Source organism: Pseudozobellia thermophila (genome assembly GCF_900141855.1).
Classification (GTDB): Bacteria; Bacteroidota; Bacteroidia; order Flavobacteriales; family Flavobacteriaceae; genus Pseudozobellia; species Pseudozobellia thermophila.
The window spans coordinates 19,329-33,097 of the sequence record NZ_FQYU01000012.1; the positions used below are offsets into that span (position 1 = coordinate 19,329).

9 protein-coding genes are annotated in these 13,769 nt (G+C 49.9%); 6 read left to right on the top strand and 3 right to left on the bottom strand.

Annotation, left to right across the window (positions count from 1 at the left end):
• Positions 1-210: 210 nt before the first annotated feature.
• The gene (gene nhaC / locus BUB37_RS18920) at positions 211-1,695 is read right to left on the bottom strand and encodes a Na+/H+ antiporter NhaC (protein WP_072995404.1); all 1,485 of its coding nucleotides are present in this window, start codon (positions 1,693-1,695) and stop codon (positions 211-213) included.
• A 132-nt stretch (positions 1,696-1,827) separates the two neighbouring features.
• Here nhaC and lpdA point away from each other — a divergent pair, with 132 nt between their 5' ends.
• The gene (lpdA, locus tag BUB37_RS18925; RefSeq protein WP_072995405.1) at positions 1,828-3,234 is read left to right on the top strand and encodes a dihydrolipoyl dehydrogenase; all 1,407 of its coding nucleotides are present in this window, start codon (positions 1,828-1,830) and stop codon (positions 3,232-3,234) included.
• Positions 3,235-3,400: 166 nt separating this feature from the next.
• Here the strand turns inward: lpdA and BUB37_RS18930 are convergent, their stop codons facing one another.
• Positions 3,401-4,585 (bottom strand): heparan-alpha-glucosaminide N-acetyltransferase domain-containing protein, encoded by a 1,185-nt coding sequence (locus tag BUB37_RS18930; protein WP_072995406.1) that lies wholly within the window; start codon positions 4,583-4,585, stop codon positions 3,401-3,403.
• A 142-nt stretch (positions 4,586-4,727) separates the two neighbouring features.
• Here BUB37_RS18930 and BUB37_RS18935 point away from each other — a divergent pair, with 142 nt between their 5' ends.
• The 4 genes from BUB37_RS18935 to BUB37_RS18950 are packed head-to-tail and all read left to right on the top strand — an operon-like array spanning position 4,728 to position 9,917.
• On the top strand, positions 4,728-5,261 hold the full coding sequence (locus BUB37_RS18935; protein WP_072995407.1) for an NADPH-dependent FMN reductase: 534 nt from the start codon (positions 4,728-4,730) through the stop codon (positions 5,259-5,261).
• An 11-nt stretch (positions 5,262-5,272) separates the two neighbouring features.
• On the top strand, positions 5,273-6,577 hold the full coding sequence (locus tag BUB37_RS18940; protein WP_072995468.1) for an anthranilate synthase component I family protein: 1,305 nt from the start codon (positions 5,273-5,275) through the stop codon (positions 6,575-6,577).
• A gap of 50 nt (positions 6,578-6,627) precedes the next feature.
• On the top strand, positions 6,628-7,935 hold the full coding sequence (gene tilS / locus BUB37_RS18945; protein WP_072995408.1) for a tRNA lysidine(34) synthetase TilS: 1,308 nt from the start codon (positions 6,628-6,630) through the stop codon (positions 7,933-7,935).
• Positions 7,932-9,917: a protein-disulfide reductase DsbD family protein gene (locus BUB37_RS18950; protein WP_072995409.1), complete on the top strand. Its 1,986-nt coding sequence runs from the start codon at positions 7,932-7,934 to the stop codon at positions 9,915-9,917. The genes tilS and BUB37_RS18950 overlap by 4 nt, the downstream gene beginning before the upstream one ends.
• A 54-nt stretch (positions 9,918-9,971) precedes the next feature.
• Here the strand turns inward: BUB37_RS18950 and BUB37_RS18955 are convergent, their stop codons facing one another.
• Entirely contained in the window at positions 9,972-11,171 is a 1,200-nt protein-coding gene (locus tag BUB37_RS18955) for a neutral zinc metallopeptidase (protein WP_072995410.1), read from the bottom strand.
• Positions 11,172-11,341: 170 nt separating this feature from the next.
• Here BUB37_RS18955 and BUB37_RS18960 point away from each other — a divergent pair, with 170 nt between their 5' ends.
• Positions 11,342-13,741, top strand: a complete 2,400-nt coding sequence (locus BUB37_RS18960) for a penicillin acylase family protein (RefSeq protein ID WP_072995411.1) — start codon at positions 11,342-11,344, stop codon at positions 13,739-13,741.
• Positions 13,742-13,769 lie beyond the last annotated feature (28 nt).

The window sequence follows — 13,769 nt, forward strand, 5'->3', positions numbered from 1 at the left end:
ATTACATCGATATCCGCTTGATGGGCCTGACCATGGATTAAAAAAATCTATAGGTCAATAACTATTATGAATGTTAAAGTCCTTAAGGCCAAATGGGTGCTATAAAGGCAATTTTGGCTTATCAATTTTGGTATATTGACAAGGAAGGGCTACTCAATTTAACAAATTGACAAAGTGTGTTTTTTGTGTTTTTTCTGGGCCCCGTGCGGTTTATGCCTTGGTAGGGGCCAAACGCTTGATTTTGATTTGGAGTGCGGCAAAAACAAGTGTGGTGATAGGACTGAGCCAATTGAAAATGGCGAAAAGGATATATTCGCCCGTACCTACCCCCAAGACGCTGCTATGGTAGGCCCCGCAGGTGTTCCAAGGAACGAGTACGGAGGTTACGGTACCGGTGTCCTCCAAGGTCCGGCTAAGGTTCTCCGGGGCCAACCCGCGGTCTTTGTAAGCCTTTGCGAACATTTTTCCGGGCACGACGATGGCGAGGTATTGGTCCGAGGCCGTGGCGTTCAAAACGATACAGCTTATGCCCGTGCTGGCGAACAGGCCGAAAATTGATTTGGCCATGGCCAAAAGCGATTTGGTGATCCGGGCCAAAGCCCCGATGCCGTCCATGACGCCCCCGAAAACCATGGCGCAGATAATGAGCCATATGGTACCCAGCATACCGCTCATGCCACTAGACGAGAACAGGTCGTTCAGGGCCTCGTTGTCGGTCGGTATCGCCGTGTCGACGGTAATGGCCTTTAAGATGCCCTTATAGCCCGATTCCAACGAAAGGGATTTGGCCCCGGTTATGCCGGCCACCAGGTCGGGTTGAAAGATCAGGGCAAACAAGGCGCCCAGCAAGGTGCCGATCAAGAGGGCGCCCAGGGGCGGTGTCTTTTTTACGATCAAGAATATAACGATGGCCGGGACAATAAAAAGCCAGCCATTGATCGTAAAGGTGCTGTCTATCGAATCTAAAAGAGACCCTATTTCGGCAGAACCACTGACGTCTATGTTCAGGCCCAGGACGATAAAGACGATCACGGTCAGCGTAATGGTGGGCACCGTGGTATAGAGCATGTATTTGATATGGTCGAACAATTCGCCGCCCGCCATGGCAGGGGCCAGGTTGGTGGTGTCGCTGAGGGGGGAAAGCTTATCCCCGAAATAGGCCCCTGAAAGAATGGCGCCCGCCGTCATTCCCAATGGGATGCCCAGGGCTTCACCTATTCCGATAAGGGCGATGCCCACGGTGGCCGAGGTGGTCCAGCTACTGCCCGTGGCCACCGAGATGATGGCGCAGATAACCACACAGGCCGCCAAGAATATGGTCGGGTTCAATATTTGCAGTCCGTAATAGATCATGGCGGGGATGATGCCGCTGATCAACCAGGTACCGGCGAGGGCCCCGACCATCAGTAATATCAAGAGGGCCCCGGCGGTGGAGCGTATGTTCTCGGCAACCTCGGCCATCATTTGCTTATATGACACCTTGTTGGCAAACCCCACAATGGCCGCCACGGCACCGCCCAAGAGCAGGATAAACTGGTTCGAACCGCTGAGCGCATCGTCCCCGAAAACATATACGTTATAGGCCAGCATGCCTATCAGGATAATAACGGGCAAAAGGGCCTCAAAAATACTTAGCTCCTTGTTTTCGACTATGTTTTCGTTTTCTCTGTGCTCTCCGTCCTGTGAACCTTGCATAAAATTGGGTTTAGCTGTCGCGTAATATTACAATTTTAGACTGCTTTGTGCAACTACTTCGTATAAATAGGCCAAGGGTTCGTTAAAACGGAAATTAGTGTTAATTTTGTTATTCAATTCAAAGAATAATTTATGAGTCAATATGATGTGGCCGTTATCGGTTCTGGTCCCGGAGGATATGTAGCCGCTATTCGTTGTGCCCAATTGGGTATGAAGACGGCAATTATAGAAAAATACAGTACCCTTGGGGGCACCTGTCTCAACGTAGGCTGTATACCGTCAAAGGCCTTGTTGGATTCTTCCCATCACTACGAGGATGCCATTAAGCACTTTGATGCCCACGGGATCGAAATTCCTGGCGAGGTAAAAGTGAACCTTGAAAAGATGATCGCCCGTAAGCAGGCCGTCGTCGATCAAACGACCAAGGGAATCGAGTTTCTGATGGACAAGAACAAGATCGATGTCTTTCAGGGCATCGGAAGTTTTGAGGATGCAACGCATGTCAAAATAAGCAAAAACGACGGAAGCACCGAAGTCATTGAGGCCAAGAACAGCATCATCGCTACAGGGAGCAAGCCTTCGACCCTTCCCTTTATCAAAATCGACAAGGAAAGGATCATTACCTCGACGGAAGCCCTTAAGCTGAAAGAGGTACCCAAGCACCTTGTCGTAATCGGCGGTGGGGTGATCGGCCTTGAGCTGGGCCAGGTGTACAAAAGGCTTGGTGCCGAGGTAACCGTGGTCGAATACATGGATCGGATCATACCTACCATGGACGCCTCACTTTCCAAGGAATTGACGAAAGTGATGAAAAAGCAAAAAGTGAAATTCAACCTTTCGCACAAGGTGAAGTCCGTTGAGCGCGTCGGCGACGAGGTAATCGTCAAGGCCGATGACAAAAAGGGCCAAGAGGTCGAGATCAAGGGCGATTATTGCTTGGTGAGTGTCGGAAGGCGCCCCTATACCGACGGACTGAACGCCGAGGCGGCCGGCGTGAAAATTGACGGTCGCGGAAAAATAGAGGTCGATGAGCATCTGCGCACCTCTGCGGCGAACATCTACGCCATCGGCGACGTGATACGAGGTGCCATGTTGGCGCATAAGGCCGAGGAAGAAGGGGTTTTGGTCGCCGAGCAGTTGGCCGGACAGCAACCGCATATCGATTACAACCTGATTCCCGGAGTGGTGTATACCTGGCCCGAAGTGGCCTCGGTAGGCAAGACCGAGGAAGAGTTGAAAGAGGCCGGTATAGCATACAAGACGGGTCAGTTTCCGATGAGGGCCCTAGGGCGTTCGCGGGCGAGTATGGACCTTGATGGCTTTGTAAAGATATTGGCCGACAAGGAAACGGACGAAGTGCTCGGGGTACACATGATCGGTGCCCGGTGCGCCGATTTGATCGCCGAGGCCGTTACCGCCATGGAATTTAGGGCATCGGCCGAAGATATTTCGCGTATGAGCCATGCCCACCCCACTTTTGCCGAAGCGGTAAAGGAGGCGGCCCTGGCCGCTACCGACGACCGGGCCTTGCATGTGTGATCGCGTCAAGGAGCGGTAAACAAGATATAAAAAGACCCTGTGGAACGACTACAGGGTCTTTTTGCATTTATAAGGGGATCCCGGATAGGGCGGTTTGGGCATCGCGTATCCTGTCCACAAAAACCGCACGCCCCACAATGGATGCGAAGCCCGTAAAAAATAGGGATCAGTTCTTGGCCGGCCTGAATCTGCGTAGAAAGCGGATCAAGCGCGGTTTTGAAACCTGGTAGGTGTTAACGGCAAATGCTTCCAAAGAGGCAAGGGCCGCTTTTGTGCCCATGGCGATGGTCCGTTTGATCGCTTCCTTGTGGTCTTCGTACCGAAGTGCCGTATAGGTACTGACGATAATGAAAAGAAGGGCGCCCGGGACGGCAAAATGGGGGGTGAGGGAGTGGTGCAGGTAACGGTAAAGGCCCAATCCCGTGAAACTTCCGTAGAGAATTATAAAGTGTACGACATAGATCGACAGGGTGCTTTGCCCGATCCTCAATAGGGTACGATTCTTCATAAAGCCCCGTAACAGCATAAAAATGGCAAACACAAGCAATACATTGCCCAACCTAATAAAGAGGTAGTTGTTAAAATAGATATCGGCGAACAGTTGGATGCCGGTGTACCTCGAAAGGGCCAGAAAAGCATCGCTCGAAAAATAAATGAGTACATATCCCGCCAAGGAGAACAAGGTGATTGCAAGGGGATAAAAATACCGGAGGTCCCTGTACTTGGTGAACAATAGGGAGAGCGAAGCCCCTATGGCCGCATATCCGAACCAAGGGATAAGGGTAAATACCGAACCATTGGCCTTGGTCAGGTAATTGGCCAGGGCCTGGGGCAGAAACGTAAAGCCCCATTGCTTGTATACCGGTTCAAATAGAAAAAGAAGAAGGGCGATACCTGTCAAGACCAAGGCAAAGACCTGTTTCTTCCTCTTGTAGGTGATGAGGTAGATGCCGATGATCCCCAATAAGGAGAGCCCGATACAATGCAGTACATCCACAAGGTAAAAGGAGTCGTAAATCTGCCCGCTGAGCAGGCCCCAAAGGTTGGTGCGCAGCAGATAGCCGATAAAGAGCAGTTCCAGGCCACGTCTGATCCCCTTTTTGACCCTGGGGTTTTTAAAGCCCGTTTTCTTGTCACGAACCAAGAGATAGGTAAAAATAAATCCGGAAACGGTAAAGAATACGGGGGCGGTAATGCCCCTGAAATACTTCCATATACCATAGGCCGTATTCGTTCCGTCCCTAAATGCGTTGTCCAAAAGACCATCTATAAAGTGGCCTTGAAGCATCATAAGAATGGCCCAGGCCCTGATGGCATCGATAAAATACAGTCTGGTAGTCGGCTTGCTCACGGCTTGATATTGATTTTATGCTTCTGCCCTATATACTTGTAAAACAAGGGTTTTGGATGTTTAACGGTCCAAAATTATATAAATTACTCGCAAATCAATTGTATTTGCTATATTTTCGCCAAAACACACAAACATATCAGCTATGGCTAAGATATTGGCATTTGCCGGAAGCAATTCTTCCCGATCCATCAATTACAAATTAGTCAAGCACACGGTTTCCGCCATGGCGGATCATGAGGTGCGTTTGTTGAACATGGCCAATTTTCCGTTTCCTATGTACAGTGAGGATTACGAACGCGAAAACGGGTATTCGAATTCATTGGTGGAACTGAAGAACGACATGGCCGGGGCCGATGGTATCGTCATTTCGGTCAATGAGCACAACGGCAATCCGTCCGCTTATTTTAAGAATCTTTTGGATTGGTTGTCGCGGCTTGATCGTAACTTTCTTGAGGGCAAGCCTATATTGCTAATGGCTACCTCAAACGGCAAGAGAGGGGCTATCGGGTCTTTGGAAGTGGTAAGGAACATGCTGCCGCGGTTTGGTGGCGAGGTGGTCGAAACCTTTTCCCTGCCTTCTTTTTCCGTCAACCTGGGCGATGGCGATGCCATTGTGGATGCCGACTTGGCGGAAGCCCATAAAGCGGCGGTCCAAAATTTCCTGCGAAAAATTTAAACTTGCTCCGTTTGCGTATAACACGATCGTTTCCCGTTTCGGATGTAGCGGCCCTTAAGGCGAATTTATTGGCTTGGGGCCAACAGTTCGACGAGGCGGTTTGGTTGGATAGCAATGGCCATAACGATACCTATAGCTCATTTGAGGCCTTGTTGGCGGTCGATGGACTTACCGTTCTCCAAACCGATGGGAAAAATGCCTTTGAAGACCTAAGGGAATACCAAGGACAAACCGAGGATTGGATTTTCGGATATCTGGCCTACGACCTTAAAAACGATGTGGAGAAACTTTCTTCCGACAATCCCGACGGACTGAAATTCCCGGAACTCTATTTTTTTCAACCCAAGAAAATAATTACGATCAAGGGCTCTTCGGTCGAGTTTAGTTACCTCAAGATGGTAGGCGACGAACTCGATGCGGATTACCGATCGATCTGTAACGCCGATTTTCCCCCGGTCGGGACGTCTCGGCCCAACAATGACCTTCGGATCAAGCTGCGCATGTTCAAGGATGAATATTTTCGTCGGGCGAAGGCCGTGCTAAGCCATATTCACCGGGGCGATATCTACGAGGCTAATTTTTGCCAGGAATTTTTCGCAGAGAACACCGAAATCGACCCTTGGGCAACGTACCGGCGCCTGAACGCCATTTCCAGACCTCCCTTTGCCTGCTATTTTAAGATTTGGGACAAGTTCCTTTTGTGCGCCTCCCCCGAGCGCTACCTGAAAAAAGTGGGGGGCAAGGTGGTCTCGCAACCGATCAAGGGAACGGCAAAAAGGGCCGTCGACCAAGTTAAGGATGCAGCCCTTAAGGCCCGGCTTGCACAGGACGTGAAGGAGCGGGCCGAGAATATAATGATCGTCGACCTGGTGAGAAACGACCTTTCCAAAAGTGCCCTTAAGGGAGAGGTTAGGGTCGAGGAACTCTGTAAGGTGTACTCGTACGAACAGGTGCATCAAATGGTCTCTACGGTCACGGCAAAAGTGGCCGCCGATAAAAATCCCGTCGATATTGTTAAGGAGACCTTTCCTATGGGGAGTATGACGGGGGCGCCTAAAATTTCGGCCATGGAAATCATCGAAAACCACGAAAACTTTAAACGGGGCCTTTATAGCGGGGCAGTGGGGTACTTTGATCCCAGGGGCGATTTTGATTTTAACGTGGTCATCCGCAGTATTCTATACAACGCTTCCGAAAAATACGTATCCTTTTCCGTGGGCAGTGCCCTAACGGCCAAGGCGAGCCCCGAGAAGGAGTACGAAGAGTGCCTGTTAAAGGCCAAGGCCATGCGCGAGGTACTCGAAAAAACGAATTGAGTTGAGGTCTAAGACACTTCTACCTCGAGCTTCTTCCTTACCTTTGCACCATGCTTGAAAAGTTCAGGGAACATATGGAAGCCAACTTCCCCCATCTCTTGCAAGAGCCCTTTTTGTTGGCCTGTAGCGGAGGGGTTGATAGTATGGTGTTGTTGGATCTCTGTGCCAGATTGGACTTGGACTTTGCCGTGGCCCACTGCAATTTTCAACTGAGGGGGGAAGAGAGCAACGCCGATGAAAAATTAGTGGCGGACGTGGTAAGTAAACAGGGTAGATTGTTTCTTGTAACCCACTTTGATACAAAGGAATATGTATCAAAAAATAAACTTTCACTTCAAGTAGGTGCCCGGCGTTTGCGCTATGGGTGGTTCGATGCCCTAATGGAAGAAAAGGGGATAAGTACCTTGGTGACCGCCCATCATGCCGACGATAGTTTGGAGACCTTTCTGATCAACCTGTCGAGGGGCACCGGCATTGACGGATTGACCGGAATCCCTGAAAAAACGGAAAAGGTCTCAAGGCCCTTGCTCCGGTTTTCAAGACAGGATATATTGAAATACGCCACCGAAACGGGACTCCAATGGAGGGAAGACGCCAGTAATGCCGACACCAAGTATTTAAGGAATAAGATCAGGCACGAGATCGTACCCTTGTTGAAAGAGCTGAACCCCGCCTTTCTTGAAAATTTTAAATCGACTCAAAAATATTTGTCGCAAACAGCTGATATTGTTAATAAAAGAGTTATTTATTTAAAGCGTAGGTTATTTATTTTGAAAGAGGGGGTTACCCGTATATCGGTACCCGAACTATTGGCTCTTGATCCCTTGGAGGGCTACTTGCACGCCATGTTCAAGGCCTATGGGTTTAACGAAACGAAAGATCTGCTCCAATTGCTCCATTCGACAAGCGGCAAGGAGCTTTGTTCAAATACCCATCGCCTTGTAAGGGATAGGGGGCATTTGCTTTTGGCTCCGATCGATCCGGTCGACCCAGGCGAGTACCGGATTGATGAAAACCAGTCGAAAGTGTCGCAACCCGTATCGATGACCATAGAAGAGGTCGAAAAAATCGGGGAAACCGGACCTCACATACTCTATGTGGACAAAGAAACGTTAAAGTATCCGTTGACGGTAAGAAAATGGAGGAAGGGCGACTATTTTTATCCCTTCGGGATGCAGGGAAGGAAAAAGCTGTCGAAGTATTTTAAAGACGAAAAGATCGATATCTTGACCAAGGAAAAACAGTGGTTGCTCTGTTCGGCGGAGCAGCTGGTATGGGTGATCGGAAGGCGGCCCGACGATCGGTTCAAGGTAGGTGAAAAAACAAGGGGAATAGTGAAAATTACATTAAACAAATGAAGCAAATACTGGTTTTTATAGCATTGTTTATCAGTGTTTTTTGTGTTAGTTCGCAAAGTGATGACGAACCCGTGGTCTTTACCACGGAAGTCGAAAAATTATCGGATTCGGAATACAATCTCATACTTAAGGCCGACATCCATGAAGGCTGGCATGTTTACTCCCAATACACGGCCGAAGGAGGTTCCTTGCCCAGCGAGTTTACGTATAAAAGGGCGGGTGAGGACTATGAGCTTTTGGGAAAGACCACCGAAAGTGAAACCATTGTCGAATACAGCGATATCTTTGAGGTAGACGAAACCTTCTTTAAAGATAGGGCCGTCTTTACCCAGCGCATAAAATTGCTCGATCCCAATGTTCGGCAAATCGATGTCAACCTGTTTTATCAGGTCTGTAAGGAAGTCTGTATACCGGTCGAGGTCGATTTTTCATTTGTTTTGGATGGCGGAAGCGCTGTTAAGGCCGATCAGCAGGTCGATGAGCGCAGTGCGGCCATGGCGGCATCCTTACAACTCGGTTTAAAAAACAAACATTTGTTGCAGGGTGATGGGGAAACGAGTGCGGAAGCCTCGGGCTTGTGGATGGTTTTCGCCCTCGGTTTTCTCGGGGGGCTTATTGCCTTGCTTACGCCCTGTGTGTTTCCCATGATTCCCTTGACCGTATCGTTTTTTACCAAGCACTCGCAACACAAGGCCAAGGGCATAGCCAATGCCCTTCTTTATGGTTTTTTTATCGTGTTGATCTATTTCTTGCTCAGTCTGCCTTTTCATTTGTTCGATTCGGTTGATTCACAAATACTTAACACGATTTCAACGAACGTTTGGTTGAATGTTGTTTTCTTTGTTGTTTTTGTGTTTTTCGCCTTTTCCTTCTTTGGCTATTACGAACTGACCTTGCCCAGTTCATGGGCCAACAGGATGGATGCGGCCTCGGCCAAAATAGGAGGGGGTATCGGCATCTTTTTTATGGCCGTTACCTTGGCCATTGTTTCGTTTTCGTGTACCGGTCCCATTTTAGGGGGGCTTTTGGGCAGCACTGTACTCGAAGAGGGCGATGTGGCCACGAAGCTCAGTGTCGGAATGACCGGTTTCGGATTGGCCTTGGCCTTGCCCTTTGCCCTCTTCGCCTTGTTTCCGGCCTGGCTCAATTCCCTTCCCAAATCGGGCGGCTGGATGAACACCGTAAAGGTGGTCTTGGGCTTTTTGGAGCTTGCCCTTGCCCTTAAATTTCTGTCGAATGCCGATATGGTCGGTAACTGGGGTATCTTGAAGCGGGAGGTTTTTCTGGGCGTTTGGATTGTTCTCTTCGTCCTGCTCACGTTGTACCTCTTCGGTATCTTTCGGTTTCCGCACGAGGGGCCCAAAGAAAAAATAGCGCTGCCAAGAAGGCTGACCGGTGTTCTAAGCGCGGCTTTTTCGGTTTACTTGATCCTGGGCTTGGCCAACATATCCAACCTAAAATTACTGAGCGGTTTTCCCCCGCCGGCCTTTTATAGCCTGTTCGAGACAGAAAGCGATTGCCCTTTGGGGCTCGATTGTTATAAGGATTTTGATGAGGGAGTTGCCCATGCCAAGGAGGTGAACAAGCCTATTTTACTCGATTTTACGGGTTGGGCCTGTGTCAATTGTCGTAAGATGGAGGAAAATGTATGGAGCGAAGCCGATATCTATTCGATCTTAAAGGATGATTATGTATTGATTTCCCTGTATATCGACGACAGAAAAGAGCTGCCCGAGGCCGAACAGTTCGATTTTAAGTTCGAATCGGGAAGGGTAAAGCGCATTGAGACCGTGGGGGAGAAATGGGGTACCTTTCAAACCGTCAACTTCAATGCGGCCTCACAGCCGTACTATGTACTGTTGTCGCCCGACCTTGAAATCCTGAACACCGCCGTCCAGTATACCGATAGCGATACGTACCGCCTATGGTTGGAGCAGGGGCTCGAACGGTTTGAGGCTACGAAGGCCCTCACCGCCAAATAAAAAGGGAGCTGCAGGATGGCAGCCCCCTTAGGGCCCGAAAATTTACGTTTGTGCTTATTGCAAGGCGTCCGGCGCGACATCAAGCTGGTATTCGTCTTCGATTTCCTCCATGGCCGTTGAAGACGATGTGCCGACAATCTTATCCAATTGGTTTAAAAATCGTTTATGTACTTGGTCGGCGGTCAGTACCTTGCCCTTGTCTTGGATCCTTCGGGCCAAAAGGTAGCCCCTTCTTGCTGCCTCCATACGCTGCAAGGGGGTGCCGTGGTGGCCATCGCTTGTAAAACTGCAGTCCCCAATGTTGAAAAAGAGTTCTAGAAACTGTTGGGTCCGCTTCCAGTTTTGCGTGGCCCCTTTTTTGTGGGTTACGTAGTAACCCGTAAAAAAATCGGCCTCCAGTTCGGTGGTCCTTGTGGCTTCGGGGGCATTGTCGGCCGCTCCGTCCGGATACCAGTCCTCGTTGTTGAACTGGATGTGGTGGGCCCATTCATGGGCCAAGATGCCGTTCCAGATCACGCCCCTGCGTATGCCTGTTTGTTCCAGAAGGTCGACGATTCCGTCACCGACGACAATCAGGTCGTTTTGGCCAAAAAGGCCGTCGAGGGCAATGGCAAAGCCGTCCGCCGATAACAAGGGGGTCTCGGTCAAAAAGGTGCTTTCGACATTGACAAAATTGGTGAAATAGTAGGCAAAGGCATTGGCGTCGGAGGCGGGCAGTTCGTACCAGAACATTAAAATATCAACGATCTTGTCGTAGTCTTCCAAGGTGCTGTTGTGCTGGCCACGTACGGTCACTTCGTGCGGCATAAACCAGAACCGCTCCAAATTTCTGGTGATTCTATTGACCCTTTGGGTGTCTTCACCGTTCGCCCCAAAATATTGGGGGTCCTCATCGGTGATGGTCGAAAGAAAGTTCATCTCGGCATAAAGGTCGTACCAATCCAGTCCGATGGAATCGAGATTGCTGGCCACCGAGGCCGCAATTACATCGTCAAGGGGGGTGAGCGTACATTTGCTGGGCTCGACAACGGTCGAGAGGTCAAAGGGAATGTCGTTGAACATCGAATTATCCGGTAGTGGCTTGGCCAGGGTTGGCGCTTCGAACTGTACCTGGGTAGTGGGAAAGCTGGCCTTGGCCGAAACGGCGTTCAATTCTTGTTCGGAACTCAGTTGAAATTCGTCTTTGGTGCACGATAGGGTACAAAGGGCCGAACCAAAAACGATTGCTGCAATTTTAGGATACAGGGTTTTCATACTAGTGTTTTTAAGATTATTTTAACTAAAAATAATATTTTTACAATTTATATCGTATAAAAGACATAGTTTTTTCTTACAAAGCGTAGGATTGTTTTGTAGCATTTAAAGACTAAATGACTTTATGAATCGTGTAAATAATTCTTATCTTTCTACTCAAAGTTCACCCCATGCGATTGGTAAAAAGGTTTATTGTGGCGGTTCTTATGCTGCTGGTTTTATTGGCCGCTTTGGCAGGCACCTTTGCTTATACACATAAACCATGTTACGATGGCGAAAAATACTTGCCCAAGCTTATGGGCGAAGTACAGGTGTATTACGATTCCTATGGCATACCGCATATTTATGCCGAAAACGAAAAGGATGCCTTTAGGGCATTGGGCTATGTGCACGCCCAGGATAGGCTATGGCAAATGGAGCTTTTGCGGCGGATAGGAAAAGGCGGATTGTCGGAACTTTTCGGGAAGGATTTGATCCGGACCGACCAATTTTTTATGGCCCTGGGCATCGATGAGGCTTCGGAGCGGGCCGTAGGGGCCTCGGACGCCGACAACCCCAGTGTACAGCTGACCCAGGCCTATCTAGACGGCATCAATCGGTTCATCGAAGAAGGGCCTACCCCGGTCGAATTCTACCTGACCGGTATCGATAAGGAGCCTTTTGTGCTAAAGGATGTGTACAACGTCATAGGCTATATGGCCTTTAGTTTTGCCATGGCCCATAAAACGGACCCCTTGCTGACGAGGATACGGGAAAAACTAGGGCCGAGGTACCTTCAAGATTTGCCTATACACAGCGATACCGGTACGGTCTGGTTAAAAAACCATCGTGGGAAACCGGTCGGAAACACAGGTGAAAACGACATGGTCGCCGGAATTTTTGAAACACTCCAGAAGTACCACATTCCCCAATTTGAAGGTAGCAACAGTTGGGTTCTGGGGCCTGAAAAGACCCAAACGGGCCAGGTTATCTTCGCCAACGACCCCCATATAGGGTTTTCACAACCATCGGTATGGTACGAGGCACATGTAAGCACGCCTACCTATGAAAAATACGGATTTCATCTGGCCGGAGTGCCCTTTCCCATTTTGGGGCATGACCGAAGGATGGCCTACGGTATGACCATGTTCGAGAACGACGATGTCGATTTTTATTACGAGGAGACGCATCCGACCGATACTGCCCAATACCGTAGCGGGCAAGGGTGGAAGCCTTATGAATGGGTCTCACGGACCATAAAGGTGAAGGATTCGGGTAGGGTCGATTTTTCCTTCAAACGTACCGAACGCGGACCTGTCCTAAACGGGATCGCGGATCAAATAGAGGGGGAAAGGCCTATTTCGATGTGGTGGGTCTACACGCAGGAAGAAAACAAGGTAATGGACGCCCTATATGGCATGGGCCATGCCCAAGATATTGATGGTTTTCGTTCCGCCTTGGTGGATATCCACGCTCCGGGACTGAACATTATGTACGGCGACGCCGAGGGAAATGTGGCCTGGTGGGCAACGGCCAAACTGTACCACATTCCCGATAGTGTAAATACCAAGTTGGTCTACGAAGGGGCCAATGTGCTTCCGGCCGGGAAGCGGTATTTGAACTTTTCCCAAAACCCACATGCGGTCAATCCGCCATCGAACTACGTGTACAGCGCGAACAATCAACCCGATTCCATCGCCGGGATGCTATACCCGGGCTACTACCTCCCCGAAAACAGGGCCAGACGCATAGTGCAACTGCTCGAGGCCAAAAACGACTGGGACAAGGAAGCCGTCGGCCGGATGCTGAACGATGTGGCCTCCCCGGTAGACACCGAGGTGCTGGCCGATCTTCTAGGTCGGGTAGATCACGAGGGACTTGACGAGGATCAGTTGGGGTTGCTTGCCCGGCTCAAGGTATGGAAGGGCGAATACGAACTCGATTCGGAAGAGGCGACGTTCTTCCACAAATGGGTCTACGTCTTGTTGAAGGATGTTTTTGAGGATGAGCTCGGGGATGCGATGTTCGAGGAACTGCAGGAGACCCACTTGATCAAACGGACCATAGCGCCCCTGATAGCCGATCCGGAATCCATTTGGTGGGACGACGTGCGTACCCAGGGCCATCGCGAAACCTCCAGGGAAATCGTCAATACCGCTTTTGTCAAGGCCTTTGGGAGCCTAAGGGAATCTTTGGGCCCCGACCCCTTAAAATGGACCTGGGACCGGGTGCACACCTTGGAGCATGGCCATCCGATAGGGCAGGTAGCGGCCTTGCGCCCTTTTTTCAACGTGGGCCCCTTTCCGGTCGTGGGCTCGCGTGAGGTGATCAACAATATGTTCTTTCCCTACTCCGACGACGGACGGTACAAGGTGAGCTCCGGTCCGTCTACCAGGCGTATCATCGATTTTTCGGACGTAGGGGACAGTTGGAGCATCTTGCCAACGGGGCAATCGGGCAACCCCTTTAGCGAGCACTACGACGACCAGGCCCAAATGTATATAGAGGGCAGGTTCAGAAAAATGATGATCGACAGGCCTGAAATCGAAGCCAGCTCAAAATCGCAATTGATCTTTAAGAACCATGAGTAACATGATCCCCCTTATGATAAATTGTAAT